Here is a 20,429-nt window from a genome sequence, read left to right as displayed (position 1 = left end):
CATCAAAAATAGAAATTTTTTATTAGTGAGAAAAACACGCGTCTATCATCTGAATAATGGATAGACGCGTGTTTTTTAATGATGATGTGGCGGTAAGCCTTTAGATGAGTTACTTATAGCAAATCCTTCTTGTGGAACAAAGAAATATTGAATCCAGACGCCATCTAAAAAGTCTTCTCTAGCATCTAGTAATACATCGATATCTTTATCCGTTTTAACAATTTCATCATGTTCTGTCGGTGTATCTAACATCACGTCATAGTGCGCATGATTTCCGTGCATCTCCGTTACATATACACGAACCATTTTTCCTTCTGCACCATCACTTTCCAACCAACCTCTAAGTATTTTTGCAGCATTGCGATTCATTTTACATTGCATGTTCGACACCTCATTTCTATATCTATTATTACCGTGTTAAAGAAAAAAATAAAGTGATTTGCATAAACCAACTATTTAATACAGTGAATTTTATGGGAAATATTTTGTTTGAAGTCAAATTATAGTTATAAAGTACCGCATAGGCTGCTTATTTATGATACAATCGAACTATATTATAAAAATGAACTTCTGCATTGAAAAGGCAAACTTATTGAAAAATAAGGACGCAAAGTAACAGGCCTAAGGGAAAACTATGGTGGCTGTGTTACCAAATGGGCAACGATAACTGGTAATTCTAAGGTTATTTCCATTGGGAATAGCCTTTTTATGTATGTTGTGACTATCTGGATCGGGGTGAAGTGCGATGTTTTCCTCTAAACGAAAAGCGATTTTATCCGCTTTTAGTATAGCTTTTAGTTATTATATTGTCTTGTTACTTTTACAGGATCATGATTGGCTACGTTCTTTTCTTACTATTAGTCTACAAGCTATACTCGGAATTATTGCTTTATTTTGGTTAAACAAAGCATATCGTATTACTACTGATAAACAAAGGTATTTTTGGCTGATTTTAAGTATCGGTCTATTTTTTCATACAGTTTCTAGTATTAATTGGTTGGTAGCTTTCCTAACACTGGATTCTATGAAGTATCCTGAAGCATCTTTTTTATTATGGTTACTAGCTTATATTTGTTTTCTAATTGGGTTACTTTATAAAATTAGGGTTATTAAAACAACTATTTCTACTACTCCCTATTTATTTACCGTAGTGGTTTTTATGACTTTTACAACTTCAGTCAGTGCGTATTATTTAATGAGTCCAATTCTAGTTGCTCAAGGAGAAGAGATATTTGGCACGGTGGTCACCTTACTTTACCTAATTTGCAGTATTAGTATTTTGTTTGCGATTTCAAATTTATATTTCCTATCACATAATTCTAAAGAAAAGGAGATCATGATCTTTATAATTGCTGGCTTCTTTTTTCAAGTAGTTGCTGATATATACTATACGTATTTAAATGTAATGGGAGGATATCAGATTGGAAGTCTTGTGGATGTTGTTTGGTTTTTCGCTTTATTAATGATTGGTGTCTCAGGGAAATTCGTGCATTCAAATACAACAGAGTTAGATTGGAAAGTCATTAATTACTTTAACAACAGAGAAAATGCCTTACCTTATATTAGTGCGATTACATTATTAATCCTCGTAACACAAAGTTATAATTGGGAACTTAATGCGTTAAGTATAGGATTAAGTGTTACCTTTTTCATGATTATTGGTCGCCAACTAGTAGTTATGCGAAAAAACAGTAAGTTAGTAAGTGAGTATAGAAACTTAGCTTATCATGATACATTAACAGGTTTGAAAAATAGAGCTTCCTTTATTGAAGATCTAGGATCGATGATGGAAAAGGCTAAAGAATCTAATAAACCGTTGGCGTTATTGTTAATGGATTTAGATCGCTTTAAGAGTATTAATGATACATTAGGACACCAAATTGGAGATCGTGTCTTACAAATAGCCTCAGACAGATTAAGAAAAGTATTAAGCAGTACGGCAGATGTTTATCGAGTTGGGGGAGACGAGTTTGTTGTTATTTTGCCAGGTCAGAATCAAAAGGATTGTAGCCATATTGCCGATAACTTGTTGTGTGTTTTTAACAAACCTTTTTTAATTGATTATCATGAAATTCCCATTGCACCCAGCATTGGAATTAGTATGTATCCAACCGATGGGTTAGACGGACTTAAATTATTTAAACATGCAGATGCAGCAATGTATGTTGCGAAGAGTAAGGGAAATAAATATCACTTTTTTAATGCAGAACTAAATGCACATATTACGCGCAAAATGACAATTGAGATTGAGTTAAAAAAAGCAATTGAATTAAATCAATTATCACTTTTGTATCAACCAAAAGTAAATATCCAATCAGGTGCGATAATTGGAATGGAAGCATTGTTAAGATGGAATCATCCAGTATTAGGTCAAGTCTCACCTGCTGAATTTATTCCCATAGCAGAGGAAACGGGACAAATATTTTCGATTGGTGAATGGGTCATGCGTAGAGCTTGTCAGCAGAATATAGATTGGCAAAAGAAAGGTTTTCAACCGTTATGTGTTTCCGTAAATATTTCTGTCCAACAGTTTGAACAAGAAAGCTTTGTTACGATAGTACGTGATGTTTTAATTGAAACAGGTCTTCCAGCAAACTATTTAGAATTGGAAATAACAGAAAGTATTATGCATAATATTGAATCGTCCATTGAGGTTTTAAACGGTTTAAAAGAACTTGGAATTGAAACTGCTATTGATGATTTTGGTACAGGTTATTCGTCATTACATATCCTAAAAGAGTTACCTATTAACACAATTAAAATAGATAAGTCCTTTATCGAGCATATAGAAAATGCAAAGGATCTTTCTATTGTAAAAACAATTATAGATATTGGAATAAACTTAAATTTAAATATAATTGCTGAGGGAATAGAAACACACCAGCAAGCTAAAGCTCTCTTAGAGTTACAATGTGGATATGGACAAGGTTATTTATATGCGAAACCGTCAGATGTTAATGCATTTGAAGAGATTCTTTTAAGTTCTTTTGCAACAGAAACCGTAGATTGAAAAATGCTAGTTAATGAAAGTAATCGTCACAGTCAATGATTGTGTCGGTTGCTTTTTTATTTTCTAGTCGTTTCAATCGGTAACATTTGTCCATTCTTGTACTATTCGTGATAAGAACCCGCTCACATTATAGATAATCGTATATATATATGGTGTAAGATAACTTAGCCAAAAGGGGGGAGAACATTGACAGATGGGGATATCCAAAACCAGTTGAATCAAATATCAAGTGACTTGATTCAAGTACATGTCTCTGATCTTTTTAAGAGACTAAATATTTCTAGAAATACAGAACTGTCAGATGATGAAAAAAGCAACCTTAAAAAGTCGGTTGAAGGACTTAAAGCACAAACAGAGGCTTTTTTAGCTGATCAACAAAATAGTGAAAAAACGATGACTGTACAGACAGAGGCATTAATTGAAAAATTGCAGCAAATCAAGCGCAATAAAGACAATTCTGAGTCCTAAAAAAAACAAGGAGGTATTTTTGTGAGTAGAACGAATAATCAATCAAGAGCGGTTAGTCAGTATGCAGACCAAATTTCTGACATTGAGCAGCAATCAAAAGAGGCAATTTTTATTTTGAACTCCACAGATGTAACGGTGGATACGACTGATACCCAGGTGGCTGTATCATTGCAAGCCGCCTTGCAAGTAGCGATCGTTATTGTAGTAAACATTTCAATAGCGAGTAGTTCAAGAGCACAAGAGGTAACAGAAGAACTTCTAGGATATTCTAGAATTGATCAATCTAACAGACAACTTATTGTAATTGACGGAAGTGAATCTGTTAACGTAACAACTACCGATACGGATGTTGCAGCATCCATCCAAGTGCTTTTACAGATTCTTTTAACACTTGTTGCACAGTTAGACATTCTTTAATAAAAAGAGAAGTTCTCCTTTCCATTAATTAATAATATCCTATTGGTCCCCCTGCTACTGAACCATAATAATTGGTTCAGTAGCATTTTATGTTTCTTTAATTAAAATGTACCTAATTTGCGAATAATTAATAGTGAAAATAAGGAATCTCACGGTTAACATCGATAAATTCAGACGAAAAAATCACAGGCTTAACGCAATCTAGAAATAAACAACACTTTCTTAATGATAAATTCCAATTGTGAGAGGTTCATAAGTTAACGTAGCAATTACCTTTCCATTACAACAATCATCAACTGCGACACAAGGCTCGCTCTAAAAATACACGACGCTTTCCGCAGGCACGTCTACGTCTTCAGCTAACTTCGTAAAGTAAAAAGCCCTCCAGCGCAGATAACTGTGGAGGGCTTGCTAATATTACTATTCTATTTCTGATAAGATAGTGCTGTTTTTCTTATGATCTTTGCAGCATCTACCATTGTTTGAAGTGCTTCTATTGTTTCAGTTTCATTCCTAGTCTTTAAACCACAATCGGGATTAATCCAAAACTGATTTGGTGAAATCGTTTGTAATGCTCGGTTAATATTTTGCTTAATTTCTTCTATACTTGGGACACGAGGACTATGAATATCATAAACACCAAGTCCAATTTCCTTGTTATAGGTATTATCTTCGAAAGTAGCAATCAAGTTCCCGTGACTTCTTGACGTTTCAATTGAAATTACGTCTGCATCAAGCCCATCAATCGCTTCAAAGATATCTTCAAAATTCGAATAACACATATGGGTATGAATTTGTGTATCCACTTCAACTGATGATGTAGCTAATCTAAATGCCGTAACCGCATCGTCTAAGTAGGCAGGCCATTTGTTTCGATCTAATGGTAGTCCTTCGCGTAATGCTGGTTCATCCACTTGAATAATTTTAATGTTACTTTCCTCTAATATTTCTATTTCTGCCTTTAATGCAATTGCAATTTGGTTTAGAACCGTCTTACGAGGTAAATCATCATGCACAAACGACCAATTATAAATAGTTGTTGGTCCAGTAAGCATGCCTTTTACCGGTTTTGTTGTTAAGGATTGGGCATATACAATCTCTTTTACTGTCATCGGTTTTGCAAAAGAGACATCACCGACAATTACTGGTGGTTTTACACAACGTGAGCCATAAGACTGGACCCAGCCAAACTTGGTAACAGTAAAGCCATTCAGCTTCTCACCAAAATATTCCACCATATCTGTTCGCTCAGGCTCTCCATGAACGAGAACATCAAGCCCAATCTGATCCTGTATTGTTATCCATTTCTTGATATAGTCACGAATATATTGTTCATACTCTCCTGTTGTTACATGTCCTTTTCGCCATTTTGTTCGTACTTTTTTCAATTCACTTGTTTGCGGTAAACTGCCTATTGTTGTTGTCGGTAACAAAGGTAATTGGAAATACTGCTTTTGTTTTTTTATTCGTTCTGAAAAGATTACTTTCCTATTTATATCGGTATCTGTTAAGTTTTCAAGCTTTTGATGCACTTCTTGATTTTTACCGAAACTTGCATCTTTCCATTGTTTAAGCGATTCAGTAGCATCTTTTAAAGCTGATTTAACAAGATCTCGCCCCTTATCTAATGCTTTCGTAAGCGTAACGATCTCGGCTAATTTTTCATCTGCAAATGCTAACCCGCCATAGATAAAAGGATCAATCTCTTGCTCCAGTTTTTTTGTTACTGGAACATGTAGAAGGGAGGTAGACGGTTGAATAATTAACTTATTTGTTACAATTTGTTTTAACTGCTCTAACACATCTAAACGTTCTTCTAAATCAGCACGCCATATGTTACGACCATTTATAATGCCTGCTGCTAAGACTTTATCATGTGGAAATCCATGTTTTTGAATAAATGAAAGGGCATCACCATGAACAAAATCTAGGCCAATTCCTTGTACAGGGAAATCTACTACTTTTTTATAATCCACTACATTTTCAAAATACGTTTGTAACAGAATATTTATGTTAGGAACTGCTTTATTTATTGTGTCATACGCCTTTCTTGCAAAAGTTAAAATATGTGGAGATAAATTCGTACCGAAAATGGGTTCATCTACTTGTACCCAAGATACCCCAGCTTGCTCCAACTCTTTTAAAACTTGAATGTAAAGTGGTATGAATGTTTCTAGCAACTTTTCAAAATGTACATCATCTTGGATTTTTGCTAATTTCAAATACGTAATTGGGCCTAATAACACGGGTTTTCCATCAATACCAAATTCTTCTTTTGCCTCTTGATAGAAAGAAAGTGGATGATTTTCTGTCACACTTGGTTGGATATTTTCTAACTCTGGTACGATGTAATGATAATTCGTGTTAAACCACTTTGTCATTTCCGATGCAACTGCGTTTTTTGTTCCGCGTGCAACGGCAAAATAAGTGTCTAAGCCTACCTTGCCACCTTTATAATCAAAACGTTCTGGTATGACACCAAACATAACAGAAGTATCTAATACATGATCATATAAAGAAAAGTCACCAACTGGAATAAGATCAATGCCTTTCTCTTGTTGCTTTTTAAGGTTATTTAGTCTTATCACTTTCGTTATTAAAAGTAATTCTGTTTCTTGAATTTTCCCTTCCCAAAATTGCTCGAGTGCTTGTTTCCATTCTCTTTTTTCACCGATTCGTGGATAACCTAGATTGGAACTAATTATTTTTGTCATGTATAAACCTCCATTAAAATAGTCTTATAAAATTATTTCTTGCGCATTTTCAACCTTTTGTTTGATATAACTGGAAAGTTTAACTGTGATGTCATAGCGCATAAATGGTGTTACTAAATAGATGCCATTAAAATGTTCAAAAGCAACATCGATTAATTCTTTTGCTACTGACATACCTTCTTGTTCTGCCAGTATTCTATTATCACCTGTCGCCTTCATTCGTTGACGGACGTCATCTGTTAGTTTCATACCTGGTACTTCATGATGTAGGAATTCTGCATTTCGTGAGGATGTGAGTGGCATAATACCAATATAGATTGGTTGTTTAATATGTTTAGTTGCTTGTTTTAGCGACTCAATTTGTTCGGGTTGATAAATTGGTTGGGTCAAAAAATAATCTGCTCCACAATCAATTTTTTTCTCTAGCCTACGTACTGCTTTATCAAGGTGATGAACATTGGGGTTAAAAGCTGCTGCGATACGAAAGGATGTTTTTTCTTTTAATGACTTACCTGAAAATGAGATACCTTCATTACATTGTTTGATTAGCTTAATCAATTCAAAAGATGTAGCGTCAAATACCGACGATGCACCTGGAAAACCGCCTATCTTAGTAGGATCACCAGTAATAGCTAAAATTTCATGGATACCAAGTGTGTGTAATCCCATTAAATGAGACTGTAGTCCGATTAAATTACGGTCACGACAAGTTAAGTGAAGAAGAGGCGTGATGGCTATTCTTTGTTGTTTCATTAGTGTGGCCATTGCTAGATTGCTAATTCGTGGTGTGGCTAAAGAATTATCAGCAAGTGTAATGGCGTCAACACCAACGTCTTTTAATGCTTGCACACCTTTTAGATATTCTTTCGTTTGTAAATTCCTTGGTGGATCTAATTCAACAATAATAGAATGTCTCTGTGTCACAATTTGAGCTAGATCTAACTTTTTTCGAGCAGCAGGCTCCTGTACTTCTATTATTGGAGGGTGCTTAACGTCCGTCTTTTCCAATAAGGGAGTGAAACCTTCGACACCTTTTTTAAGGGCTACAATATGTTCAGGAGTGGTACCACAACAACCACCAAATAACCGCACACCTTGATTACGAAATTCTCTAGCACATTGTTCAAAATAGTCTGGGTTATTGTTATAGATTAACTTTCCATCACTGTATGCTGGTAAACTCGCATTAGGATAAGCGGAAAGGTAAGCTGTCTTCGGTAAGGCCACTGTTTTTAAAGATTCAATCATGTAGTGTGGACCTAATCGGCAATTGACGCCAACGATATCTGCACCAGCATCGTCCAATTGTGTTAATGCATCATTTAAAGGTGTACCATTCTCTAATAATCCAATTTCATGCATCGAAATATTTGTAATAATCGGTAGATTAGTTGCTTCTCTAGCAATTGCTAACACGGTTGTTAATTCTTCTAGGCTATAATACGTTTCTAAAAGGAGCCCGTCTACACCTTCTAATAAGAGACAATAAAGTTGTTCGCGAAAAATTCGCTTGATTTCCTCTATAGTGCCAAGTTTTTTTTGACTTCCACGAATACCACCGATTGTTCCAACAACAAATGTATCCTTATTTGCTGCTCGTTTAGCTATTTTTACTGCTTGCGTGTTGATTTCTTTTACCTTATCCTCCAAGCCATAACGTGCCAATTTAATATAATTTGCACTGTACGTATTTGTTTGAATAACATTAGCCCCTGCTTCTACATACGCCCTATGTGTATGGAAAATTTCTTCAGGATGGGTTACATTTAATTCTTCAAAACAACGATCAACACCATGTGAGTAAAGCAAGGTACCCATAGCACCATCAGCAATTAGAATCTTTTCCTTCAGTGTGGTTAATAAATCCAATCGATCAAACCCCCTTGTTTTTACTTTATCCAGTTGCAACTAACTAAAGTTAATTTTTACTTTATACGCAACAAAAAACCCCCCTTCCATTAAGAAGAGGGGCAGTATTATAGTGGTTTATATAACGACAGCCTAACTCTTCTCATCTTTCAAACATACGTTTGACGGAATTGGCACAGTACTTTTATATAAAAGTAAGCTGCCGAGGTATCATAGGGCCGTTCCCTCCACCTCTCTTGATAAGAAGACTAACTATTTAGTTTTATGTTCCCTGTTATAGTAAGTTACATTCTAAATAATGTCAACTACTATAATGTAAAAATTCAAACAATTTATTTACTAACTAATATTGTTTATTTTTTTAAAATTATAGAATTTGGAAAGGAAAGCCACTTCAAGAATACTTATTTTTAATTTCCTTCTAGTATTTCCATTGTTTTATCCAATATTTCTTCGTCTTTTAAGCGGAACTTGAATTCAACTCGGCGTGAAGCTTCTGGACTGTAGTCACCATTTTCATCGGTGCGACCGTCTGAGAATGATTTACCATTTACCGTTAATTTTTCCTGCAAGTGATCTTGAATGTTTTTATATGGGAATTCATCCCCTAGTATATATTCTGCTACACTATATGCTCTATCTTGGGATAGCTTTAGATTATATAAATAGCCATCTGTGCGATCAGCATGACCTTCAATAATAATTTCTGAGATATATTCTTCATAGCCACTTGCTAATAAGACGTCTAAATACTTTGGAACAAACTCATCTAAAAATTGAAAGGAGTCATCCTTTAATTCTGCACCATCATACTCAAATAAAATTTCTGTGTCAAAGATAATTGCACCTGTTTTCTCATCTACCTCGATGCCTAAAGTAGAATCTTGAAATTCTGCATTTAAGTCCTTTACAAGTTCTGAGCGTACTCCCATAATTTGATCAATTGTTTCTTTCATTTCTTCAATTTGAATGGACTTAATAACCATCATTGAAATAAAGATTAATACAAAACACAGTAAGATCGATGTTAATAAATCAGTGAAAGATGGCCAAAAATGATTCTCTTCCTGCTCGTCCTTAAACAACCGTTGATATTTATTAATCATGTTGATTTAGACCACCCGTACGCCTTGTATTAAGGCTTGTTGCTTCCTGGCTGAAGGTCTGTAAATGCTGGTTTAATTTATCAATTTGTTGGAGAAGTTCCGTAAATGTTTGTTGTGTATAACGATTATTACTTTGTTGAATGTCTTCGTTAATCGTCCGAATTTCCTTAAATTCTCTTTTTAGATCCTGATTTGTTCCCTGTGCATATTCACTAATATTTCGAGCAACCTTATCTAACTTTTCACCAAGTGTTCCTTCTAAAGTAGTCACATAGTTAGCAAGCGTATCTTTTAATACACCAACATTTGCTTCGAGTTGATTTTCTCTTTGAATGAATGTGCTATTCATTTGTGAAATAGTGGTATTTATATCTGTAATAAGCTGCTTGTTCTTCATTCCAATTTGTTCATAGGTGTTTGTGGCTTCACGTACGTGCTTTTCAAATGAAACAGAATCTGCATTGTGTGCTTTGAGATGATTATTAAAATCTCGATTAAATTGTTTTAATTCATCAAAGCGATCAGATAGAAGGTGTTTATATTCTGTTTGTGCTTGGTTAATGGTTTCTAGTACATCTGGTAATTGAACTAGTGATCCTTCTAAGCTATTAAAACCGTTAGAGAGTTCGCTTAAGTATGTTGTAATTCCGGCTAGTTTCGCTCCTAGGTCTTTGCCGAATATTTGTTTAAATTCTTTATTTTGTTCTTCCATATGACGCACTAAACGCTGACTTTCTTTACTTATTGTTTGTTGGCCATCTAAGATAGAAGAGGTGAATGTTTTTAAATCAACCACGGTATCTTCAAAATGAGTTAAGGTATCTATTTGTGTTGTCGAGACTTCTTCGATTTTTTGATACGTATGTTCAAATGTACTTGCCATTTGTTCATTTCTTTGATCAATTTTCTTAAAATAAGAGAAGAGTTGATCGAAATTTTTGTTTAGTTTTTTAGATGCATCATCAAAGCCGTTTGTTACCTTATTCATACTAGTAAATAGAAGTTGAAAGTCATGTAGATTAGTAGATAATCCTTCATTAAATGTAGCTAAATCTTTTGCGGCTTGTTGTAAGCCAGAAGTATAGTCTTTAAAACCATCAAAAGAACTTTCAATACTTTGTAAGGATTTTTGGTTTGTCTTTTGAAGCATGAGAATGGAGTTATTAATACTTTCCGAAACTTCAATTAGTTTACTTATTCCGTTCTGTTCGTTTTCAGTTAAATTTGTTTCAACTTTTAACATAATATCAGTTAGGAGAAATTCTGTATTCAGCGCTTTGATCATTACCGTCATAATTAATGAAAGCCCCATACCGGCAATACTTGTGTAAAATGCTACATCAATTCCTGATAAAACACTTGCGACATCTTCAACAAGCTGATTTCCACCTGAATTAATATTTCCTAATGACATGGTTAAGCCAATAAATGTTCCTAATATCCCGATTAAAATAAAAATAGATACGGTCATTTGAATCATTTTAATGAGACTGACAATAGGTATACCATAGACACGCCAACTAGAAAATTTCTCTTGAACGAATGTTTCTATTTTGACAGGTTCGGTTTGCTGTTTAAGGTCAAACTGTTCCTTGAAGGTACGCAAAGGGTCAATGTCCATGCGGTTTGTTTCTTGTAAGTAAGAACGTATTTTCTTTAGTTTACTGAACAAGGAAACATGAACAAAGAAGGTAACAATAAACGTAACAAATAAAATGATGAAGATTAGCTCAATCATTTGATTTGAAAGAATAGCTTGTGCTTTTTGCTCACTTGTAAAAAGTTGTAGAATTGCTTCTATCATTCGATTTCCTCCTAGATGGACAACATTAATGTCTCTATTCCATAAGTATTCAAAGCATGTCCAAATCATGAACTTTTCTTAGTAAATTAATAGTAAATACATAAATTTGCTGGTTTTCCACATTCTAAAAAGATTCTATTTTTAGAAAGGTGTGCAAAGCATATCGATACGAGTTGGATGTCCATTATCCCTTTTTTGATTGTGATTCCTGTTGCCATGTTTACACGACAAGTACTTCCAGGTTTAGTGTTGGGACTACTTGTTGGATCCTACATCATTTCACCCTCACTTATTGGTGGCATGCAAGAGATGCTAACCTATGTGATACAAGCACTTATTGATGAAAGTAATATTAAAATTATTGTCTTCCTTTATGTTTTTTCTGGACTTATTGGGATGATCAAAATGACAGGTGGAATCAAAGGATTTGTTGAGAAATCGGCAGAAATAATTACCTCCAAAAAGCAAGCCTTATTTCTTACTTATGTCTCTACAATTGGAACATTTAGCGCACCGACCTTTCGTTTTGTAACGATAGCGCCAATTATGAAGGCGATATTAAAAAAGGTGAAAATGTCAACGAAAGAGCTAGGATTTGTAATTGAAACAACAGCAACACCTGTTATCGTCTTGATTCCAGTTGCAACTGCATTTGTTGGTTATATGGTATCTGTCATTCAAATTTCTACGGAAACCACGGGGACTACTATTGATCCTTATACACTTTTTATTCAGAGTATTCCATTTAACTTTTTTGCTATTGTAATTATTTTACTCGGCATCTATTTGAGTTTTTTTCATCATTCACATACGGATGCACCACTGGAAATGGATGAGGGAAAAGAAGACGACTGGCATGACTGTCATCCAGCGGTGCATAAGGATTTACCAAGTAAGCCACTAAACTTACTCATTCCTGTTTTATTAGTAATTGTACTCACGTTATTTTTGACCTGGTGGGATGGACGTGGTGCCGGTCAGTCATTATTTAAGGCCTTTATTCGTGCTGATGTATTACAGGCAATGGTAGTTGCCTTATTAATTACGATTTTTGTCTCGATTATTTTATATGCGATTCAACGTTTTAAATTAAGTGACTTAGTTAACAGCTTTATTGTTGGTGGGAATGATCTTATGTCTGTAATTGTTCTATTGTCGATTGTCTGGGGATTGTCATCTGTGACGAGTGATTTAGGATTTTCAGAATTCGTTACAGCACATACGGATTGGATCCCTCAGATGTTTGTCACACCACTTATGTTTGTTTTTGGCGCTACTATTTCTTATTTTATTGGTTCCGCCTGGGGGACGTGGGGAATTTTAATGCCTTTAGGTGTATCGCTTGCTTTATCTGCAGATGTATCCTTGCCATTAATGATCGGAGCAGTTTTCGCAAGTGGTTCGTTTGGCGCGTTTGCATCGCCTCTTAGTGATGACACAAATACATTAGCAAATATTCTAGATATATCTACTATGGACTATGCACGATTCAAGCTGAAACCAGCATTGATCGCAGCTGCAATAACTACGATTCTATATACTGGTGTGACTTTTATTCTTTAAAAAGGAGGAGAAAGTCTAGTTTGATCACAAACCAAAAACGCAAGGGCCACTGAGTAGCTCTTGCGTTAATTTTAACTAATTGGCGTGATCCGCTCAATATGTGATGCGTATCATTTGTAATTGAGCTTAAAAGTATGGTGGGAGAGGGATTATTTGCTAACGTATCGCCAAACGACCAACATTGCTAATACCGTAATGAACAAGTATAAACTAGCAAAAGATAGGGCGGCAACAATAAAAATAGTCCAGTTTAATGTATATAATACGACAAACAATAGGATACTTGCTAAATTCCCGATCAATAAGGCGCAACCGGTCCATAGAAGAATCTCTTTCATGTAGAGAGTAAAGATGTCTTTCTGTTGCCAACCGATAGATAACAATTGTTTTATTTCTTGTTTACGAATTTTAAATAACGACATTAACGCTTCAATTAGTGTAATAAATGCTAGGATATATGCAGAGGCTACCAAGATAAGGTGCCAATGATTAACTTGAACGTTAATATATTGACCAAGAACGGTTGCATTTGTTTGCTTAACTGTTTCATTGATTGCAAGATAGACAAAAGTTGCTAACGTACTAACGATTGCTAGCTGGATAAATGTTGAGACAATATAGTTCCAATAATAGTATATGTTTCTACTAACTAATGATCTTCGCTTGGTAGACTGCTCTTTTTTTATCGAAATGTTTTTTGGCTTCGATGGTTGGAGCATTTTCGGTATTGCTTTCCGAACAAAGAACCAAACAAAGACGGTAGTCGTTATAACAGCTATAAGCTGATATAGGTATATGGCCGTGGTCAATCCGCCCAATTGCGATAACCCAATTAACAATGGGATAGCCAATATAGCTGCTCCAGCTAAAATATATAAAACTTCTCTGCTCCACAACGCTTGAATATGGTGATTAGTCCAGCCAAGTTGCGATAATAGCAGTGTGTCATTTTCTTTAGTAATCCGCCAGAAGGTAAAACGATTAAGAATGTAGGCACATCCAACGAAAACAAAAAGGACGGATAAGACAACGTTCGTAATACGCCATTCACTAACAATTGTTCCTGCTGCTCCAAGTGTTGTCCAAGATTCTTCCACAAGCCCAATCCCTTCTACGTCAACCTCTACTTGTTGCGGAGAAGCCCCTGCTACAATCGTAACATTTAGGTTCATAGTACGAAGCTCCTGGGCAATTGCTTCGATCTTTTCTGCCGCTTCGTCTGTATATTGATCGATACCAGCTACTTTTACGCGAATAGCATCAATAGCTTCCTCCCCTTTTACGGTAACTGCTGCTTCCATATTGGTAAGTCCTTTAGCAGAGGGAGTAACGAAACTTCCAGGTGTCATGGTTGGTTCTAATTCTATTGAATCTTTTTTATCCTCTCCGATATATCTAGCTGGTTCAAATTGATAAATACCCAACGGACTTGCGGCTAGTTGCGCATTTTTTTCTCCCATCACTACTGTGTCAACGGGATCTGGAATGAATGCAATGTCTTCAGGGGTTAATGCATCATCATTAAATACCTCCACCATCGTATTTCCATGCCTTATTAAATCCCGATAGATAGGAACCCCATTTTTAACGTCTAATATATTAACGGATAATTTCCCGTCGGTTAGCTGGTATGGCGTTTTGCTAGCTTGATAATATGTGCTAGCTGCACTCATACCTTGAGAAATAGAATATCCCAGATCAAAAAGTTCAGGATGACTTTCAATGGTATCTAATTCGCCATCTTCTGTAAGGTATATTCCTTGCTTATTTTGATCAAATGCATTGATCAGCGAGGATAAATTGAGATTGTAGTCTTTGTTTTCAATTGTATCTTGTGTGGACAAGATTTCTATCAGATTATTGTACTCTGGCGTGTCTTTTTGTTGAAAAAAACTAGTTGGTAAAGTTGGATCTTCCGTTTCACTAGCATCAACTAAACCTAATTGATCCCTGAATTGAAGAATATCATCAGGTGATAAACCAAGCTTAGCTACAGATAAGTTTGTTGATAAAGAAGTAGCTGCATCTACCACTTCAATGATAGGAAGAAGTGTTGCATTTGGATAATCGGCAGTATACCACGATCCAGTACCGTTTAAGCTAGAGTCAGGTGCAATGCTTGCGAAAGAAGTGTTAGTTAACTTCTCCTCTTCAGTCGGATCTATACCAACAACCAAATGATAGGTAATGGGTAGAGGAAAAGCAGGGACTTCGTCACAGTTATTTCGTAAATTATCATGATTGATAATGTTTTCATAAGTAAACATTTCTGTCTCATATTTTAACAAAGCACACATATAAGTGGGTTCAATAGGATAACTCGTAACCCCATCGGTAGTTGCGAATTCCAAAGTGTAACGCATGTAATCCGCATCAGGTGGATAGACGCCGAAAGTGGATTCAACCCCAGTAAAGTAGCCGAGTGAGGCTACTGGAGCCGCAATTTCAATATCTTCACGGTTCTTAATCGTTTCCCATGTAGCGATAGAAATGCCACCATTGCCAAAACCGATGTAGTTTTCTGGGACGATTCCTAGTTCTTTCTCCAATGGATCCGCTGAATCCATTGGACGAACAAGTAAATCATAGCTACCTCTAGCATAGAAAGTGATATCAGATTCCACTTGTTGATGTGCACCTTGAAGGGAATTCAAGGCAAGAGGAACGGTTATGAAAATGAGTAATAGTGCAAGAAAAAAGAGGAAATGTTTCCATTTATTACGATTTAGTTGAAGGAAAGCTAGACGGTGCATATGATTCACTCCTAATAGTTAATAGTGAAAATTATAAGCGCGTTTCTTGAGCTGATTTTACTATTTTAAGAAAGGGTGATCTAATGACTTAGATCACCCTTATTATTTAATTACTTAAACGTTTGTGTACTGTTGCAGATCCAGTTCCTACCGTTGCTCCTGAAGTTAGGTCATATACAGCTATTTTAGGGTAATAAAGTTTTGAAACACTGCTACTGCTGTATTCGTGCTTATGTGTCATACTTGATGAATTAGTTCGAGAGTTAGCCGTTCTGTATCCAGTTCCGTCACCAGGGTTAAATGATACTTGCTTTGCGTAAGAACTGGAAGTCCAAGCAAATGTCCAATTTGCGTAAGCATCAGTCCCGTAAATTGTTTGGTTTGATGGACTAATACTCGCTGCTGCATCTACTCCTACTCCTCCTGCAAAACCTGCTATTAAAAAAAGAGTGAATGCGCTGGTAATTATTTTTTTAATCATAATATTCACCTCCTTTCATTTTTATTCTTTTTCCATAATTAGTTAAACTAGTTGACCATCACGAATAAATAGTTCTCTGGTACCGCGCTTGGCAACTTCTTGGTCATGTGTCACAAGAATGATGGTTATGCCTTTTATTCTGAGTTCCTCGATAATTCCCATCACATTGTTACGATTATCTGCATCTAAATTTCCAGTTGGTTCATCACATAATAAAATATCAGGTTGATGAAGCATAGCTCTAGCTATTGCAACCCGCTGCTTTTCACCACCAGAAAGTAAAGCAGGAAACGATTTTTCGCGATGACTAATTTGTAGTTCTTTTAATAATGCACGTGCTTTTATTTCAATAGTATCCTTTGAATCATAGGGCCATTGGGGTAACATGACATTTTCTAAGACGGTGAATTGATCAAATAACCGATAGTCTTGAAAAATATAACCGATTTTTGTTCTTCGGAATGTTTGTAATTCACTAGCTTTTAACTCGTGAATGGCTTGTCCATCAATATGAATTTCTCCACTAGTAAGCGGAAGCATTCCACCAATGACATTGAGCAATGTTGTTTTCCCAGAGCCAGATGGACCCAATATGGCTAGGCATTCCTTGTCTTCTATTGTTAAAGAAATGTTTTTTAATGCTTCCACTTTTTCTACTCCGTCAAATGTAATAGAAGTATTATGCAGTTTGATAGTCATATGAGTCATCCTTTGCTAATAAATTGAATTTATTTACTTCATTACTAATAATAGTAATATATTTAACAATTATTAGCGATATATATTTCTAATTAATTTAGATATTAAAGAATCAGAGATTCATACCCGCATCACTTTTGTGCTTTAGAACGGTTTAGTTTAATCACAAATAGTGAAAAATAATGATCACAAATCCAAAAAAACGCAAGTGCCACTGAGTAGCTCTTGCGTTAATTTTAACTAATTGGGATATCCATATGTGCTTTGGACGCTTTGGTTGTCATTCCAATTTGATGTAGTTACTACCATCTTTATCAATATCTGAGTAGGAGCAGACCATATTTCTACCGCTATTTTTTGCCTTGTATAATGCAGCATCTGCGTTTCTATACAAGTCATCCACATCACCTGTGTTAACAAGATACGTTGCGACACCAATTGATATGGTAATGTTAATATGTAAGGTGTCATTATTTATTGAAAAGGTATATTCCGAAACATTTTTTCTGATTTTTTCAGCTATTTGCGAGACACTTACATGTGAAAGATCCGTAACTAGAACGGTAAATTCTTCACCACCATTTCTTGATACAGTATCAACTGAACGACAACTATCTTTAATGAGTGTGGCGACATGTTTAAGAATTAGATCACCTTGGGGATGTCCATAGGTGTCATTTACCTGCTTGAAGTGATCAATATCAATAACTAAAATAGATAAATTTTCTTGCTTTTTAACTATTCTTTGTTTCGCTCCATTAAATGCACGGTCAAAACTTCTTACATTATTCAGTCCAGTTAATGGGTCTATGAATGCGTTCATTTCATACTCTTTAAATAACCTATTTGATTGGAGTAAGTGATTATTCATTGAGATAGCAAGTATGCCAGCTGTAATTGTTATTAGCCAATACGCAACATTAATCGTAAGATAAACTTTAAAATCAGCAATTAGAGCATATGTTATAAACGAAAATACGGTATTACTAAGAACAAGCATCGTGATAATAGACAACCACCTGTTTTTCATTCTACTAGCAAAAAATAAAAAGATTAGTGCTGAAAAGATCACTAAGAGTAAATTTGATAGGGAAGATAGATTAACACCTATTAGAAATCGGAAAAAGATGATGCTAGCTCCTGTAATAGTTGTCGCAATCCAACCACCATATAGCGCAACAAGCATTAATGGAATTACTCTTAAGTCGATTATCGTATTACCATCGACTTGGATACTAAAGTGCATTAATACAATACCTAATAGCCCACCTGCAATACCAAGTAGAATGCCTCTATGACTAAATAAATGACTGTTTCGTGTTGAAGTTGTTACAAATTTTGAACGATAGATTTGATGATATAGAAATATAAATGAAATTAAGACTGTAAGATTTAAGAAGAATTCTTCAATAAACATTATCACGTTGAAAACGATCCTTTCAGTAATTGCAAGGCTATTTTAAAGAACATAAGAAGTATATTCTAATATATCCCGATCATTTTTGCTATAAAATAATTAGTTTTAAGCGTATGAAAATTCTGCTTTATATTAATCCATTGAAAAAACTAGGAACGGGTATTTCTTTTCTAACTTGGATTGTAAATGATATAATAAAGAGATAACTATGGAGTAAGGTGGGTGGTTTGCCACATCCTTAATATAGAAGTAGAAGAATCACAAGATTATGAAAGGGTTGGTGCATCATGTCCACAGACAAATTAGATCTATCTAGCTTCGAAAAAAAAATGGAAGTAAGAAATATTAGAAAAGATGATTTTGAACAAATTATTCAGATGCAAGCTGTATGTTTTCCAAATATGGATCCTTGGGAAATTGAGCATTTAGAAAGTCATCATGCTATCTTTCCAGAAGGACAAATATGTGTAGAGTATGATGGAAAGTTAATTGGAAGTAGTTCTAGTCTTATCATTAACTTTGATGAGTACGATGATAAACATACATGGGATGACATTACAGATGAAGGATATATTACAAACCATGACCCAGAAGGATATAACCTTTATGGTATTGAGGTAATGGTTGATCCGGCATTTAGAGGGATGAAAATCGGCAAAAGAATGTATGAAGCGCGTAAAGAATTAGCGCGTGAACTGAATTTGAAAAGTATTATCATTGGTGGAAGAATTCCTAATTATCATAAATATGAACATGAATTAACACCACGGGAATATGTAGAAGAAGTAATGAGCAAAAATATTCACGATCCCGTGCTAACATTTCAGAACATGAATGGTTTTACCGTTATGCGGATAAATCCTGGCTACATGCCAGATGATAAACAATCAGCAAAATATGCTACATTAATGGAATGGAATAATGTTGATTATCATGCAAAAACAAAACGACATTTTAAAACAGCTTACCCTGTCCGAATTACTGTTATCCAATATATGATGAAGAATATAGAATCGTTTGAAGAGTTTGCTACACAAGTTGAATATTATGTAGATGTGGCCTATGATTTCGGTTCCGATTTCGCTGTATTTCCAGAAATCTTTACGACGCAGCTAATGTCATTTTTAGAAGAGAAGGTTCCTTCTAAATCAGTTAGAAAACTAGCTGAATATACAGAAGATTACATTGAACTTTTTACAAATCTAGCTGTTAAATATAACGTGAATATTATAGGTGGTTCCCATTTTGTTGAAGAAGATGACCATATTTATAATATTGCCTATTTGTTCCGTCGTGATGGTACGATTGAGAAACAATATAAGATTCACGTAACACCAAATGAGAAAAAATGGTGGGGAATCAAGCCAGGAGATGTTGTAAAAGTATTTGATACAGACTGTGGTAAAATTGCCATTCAAATCTGTTATGATATTCAATTCCCAGAGCTTTCTCGTTATGCAGTAGATCAAGGTGCAAATATTATCTTTGTCCCGTTTTGTACAGATGATCGGCAAGGATATCTACGTGTACGCTATTGTGCACAAGCCCGTGCTGTTGAAAATCAAGTGTATACCGTTATTGCAGGTACAGTTGGTAACTTAACACAGGTAGAAAATATGGATATCCAGTATGCACAATCCGGGATTTTTACTCCATCTGATTTTGAATTTGCACGGGATGGAATTATTGGAGAATGTCACCCTAATATCGAAACAGTAGTAGTCGGTGATGTCGACTTAGAAATCTTGCGTAGACAACGTAAATCAGGAACAGTTCGTCAATTACGAGATCGTAGAAAAGATTTATTCGAAATTAATTACAAAAACATTGAAACAGAAGTGAAACATTTAAAATAAGTTTTTATGAGAAAGTCCGCCATTAGCAAAAGCTACTAGCGGGCTTTTTTTAACAAGCTTAGGAAATGTGGTTCGCCTTTCATAAGCATCATTGCGCTCCATCTTGCGAACTTGAGAGAAACTCTGTGGTAAGTTTAGAGTGGTCCTTTTCTATCTTTCCAAGAAAAGAGTTGGTCTAGCGCTGCAGAAAAACACTCGCTTTCCGTGGGGAACGCTTCAGCCTCCTCGTGAGCAAATGTTTTCGATGGGCCGAGTAATCGCAGGTCCAAAAA

The 20,429-nt window shown here is 35.2% G+C and carries 14 protein-coding genes and 2 riboswitches; of the genes, 5 read left to right on the top strand and 9 right to left on the bottom strand.

Features of this window, described 5'->3' with window-relative positions; genetic code table 11:
* Positions 1-75: 75 nt before the first annotated feature.
* Positions 76-381 carry an iron-sulfur cluster assembly accessory protein gene (locus DM447_RS15065; protein WP_112182011.1) on the bottom strand — a complete coding sequence of 102 codons (306 nt, stop codon included), beginning with the start codon at positions 379-381 and terminating at the stop codon, positions 76-78.
* A 191-nt stretch (positions 382-572) separates the two neighbouring features.
* A riboswitch (cyclic di-GMP riboswitch) is annotated at positions 573-654 on the top strand.
* 91 nt (positions 655-745) lie between these two features.
* Between DM447_RS15065 and DM447_RS15060 the strand changes: the two genes are divergently transcribed.
* The 3 genes from DM447_RS15060 (at position 746) to DM447_RS15050 (ending at position 3,895) form a co-directional block, all read left to right on the top strand.
* The gene (locus DM447_RS15060; protein ID WP_112182010.1) at positions 746-3,010 is read left to right on the top strand and encodes a putative bifunctional diguanylate cyclase/phosphodiesterase; all 2,265 of its coding nucleotides are present in this window, start codon (positions 746-748) and stop codon (positions 3,008-3,010) included.
* Positions 3,011-3,196: 186 nt separating this feature from the next.
* Positions 3,197-3,478 (top strand): hypothetical protein, encoded by a 282-nt coding sequence (locus DM447_RS15055; protein ID WP_112182009.1) that lies wholly within the window; start codon positions 3,197-3,199, stop codon positions 3,476-3,478.
* A 21-nt stretch (positions 3,479-3,499) separates the two neighbouring features.
* Positions 3,500-3,895: a spore coat protein gene (locus tag DM447_RS15050; RefSeq protein WP_232824129.1), complete on the top strand. Its 396-nt coding sequence runs from the start codon at positions 3,500-3,502 to the stop codon at positions 3,893-3,895.
* A 425-nt stretch (positions 3,896-4,320) separates the two neighbouring features.
* Here DM447_RS15050 and metE read toward each other — a convergent pair whose 3' ends face one another.
* From metE to DM447_RS15030, 4 genes are all read right to left on the bottom strand, one after another.
* On the bottom strand, positions 4,321-6,609 hold the full coding sequence (gene metE, locus DM447_RS15045) for a 5-methyltetrahydropteroyltriglutamate--homocysteine S-methyltransferase (protein ID WP_112182007.1): 2,289 nt from the start codon (positions 6,607-6,609) through the stop codon (positions 4,321-4,323).
* A 24-nt stretch (positions 6,610-6,633) separates the two neighbouring features.
* Complete coding sequence (locus DM447_RS15040) at positions 6,634-8,478, bottom strand: bifunctional homocysteine S-methyltransferase/methylenetetrahydrofolate reductase (RefSeq protein ID WP_112182006.1); 1,845 nt, start codon at positions 8,476-8,478, stop codon at positions 6,634-6,636.
* A 139-nt stretch (positions 8,479-8,617) separates the two neighbouring features.
* Positions 8,618-8,724, bottom strand: a riboswitch (SAM riboswitch).
* A gap of 164 nt (positions 8,725-8,888) precedes the next feature.
* Complete coding sequence (locus DM447_RS15035; RefSeq protein ID WP_112182005.1) at positions 8,889-9,584, bottom strand: OmpA family protein; 696 nt, start codon at positions 9,582-9,584, stop codon at positions 8,889-8,891.
* On the bottom strand, positions 9,577-11,388 hold the full coding sequence (locus DM447_RS15030; RefSeq protein ID WP_112182004.1) for a MotA/TolQ/ExbB proton channel family protein: 1,812 nt from the start codon (positions 11,386-11,388) through the stop codon (positions 9,577-9,579). The genes DM447_RS15035 and DM447_RS15030 overlap by 8 nt, the downstream gene beginning before the upstream one ends.
* 162 nt (positions 11,389-11,550) lie before the next feature.
* On the opposite strand from DM447_RS15030, the gene DM447_RS15025 reads away from it, so the two are divergent.
* On the top strand, positions 11,551-12,951 hold the full coding sequence (locus DM447_RS15025) for a Na+/H+ antiporter NhaC family protein (RefSeq protein ID WP_112182003.1): 1,401 nt from the start codon (positions 11,551-11,553) through the stop codon (positions 12,949-12,951).
* Between the two features lie 149 nt (positions 12,952-13,100).
* Here the strand turns inward: DM447_RS15025 and DM447_RS15020 are convergent, their stop codons facing one another.
* The 4 genes from DM447_RS15020 to DM447_RS15005 form a co-directional block, all read right to left on the bottom strand.
* Entirely contained in the window at positions 13,101-15,704 is a 2,604-nt protein-coding gene (locus tag DM447_RS15020; protein WP_112182002.1) for an ABC transporter permease, read from the bottom strand.
* A gap of 106 nt (positions 15,705-15,810) precedes the next feature.
* Entirely contained in the window at positions 15,811-16,185 is a 375-nt protein-coding gene (locus DM447_RS15015) for a hypothetical protein (RefSeq protein ID WP_112182001.1), read from the bottom strand.
* A gap of 42 nt (positions 16,186-16,227) precedes the next feature.
* The gene (locus tag DM447_RS15010; RefSeq protein WP_112182000.1) at positions 16,228-16,884 is read right to left on the bottom strand and encodes an ABC transporter ATP-binding protein; all 657 of its coding nucleotides are present in this window, start codon (positions 16,882-16,884) and stop codon (positions 16,228-16,230) included.
* A 280-nt stretch (positions 16,885-17,164) separates the two neighbouring features.
* Positions 17,165-18,301: a diguanylate cyclase gene (locus tag DM447_RS15005; protein WP_162632664.1), complete on the bottom strand. Its 1,137-nt coding sequence runs from the start codon at positions 18,299-18,301 to the stop codon at positions 17,165-17,167.
* A 287-nt stretch (positions 18,302-18,588) separates the two neighbouring features.
* On the opposite strand from DM447_RS15005, the gene DM447_RS15000 reads away from it, so the two are divergent.
* Entirely contained in the window at positions 18,589-20,157 is a 1,569-nt protein-coding gene (locus DM447_RS15000; RefSeq protein WP_112181998.1) for a bifunctional GNAT family N-acetyltransferase/carbon-nitrogen hydrolase family protein, read from the top strand.
* The last annotated feature ends 272 nt before the right edge of the window (positions 20,158-20,429 follow it).

This window comes from Paraliobacillus zengyii (genome assembly GCF_003268595.1).
GTDB lineage: Bacteria > Bacillota > Bacilli > Bacillales > Amphibacillaceae > Paraliobacillus_A > Paraliobacillus_A zengyii.
This window is presented reverse-complemented; position numbering and strand designations above follow the sequence as displayed.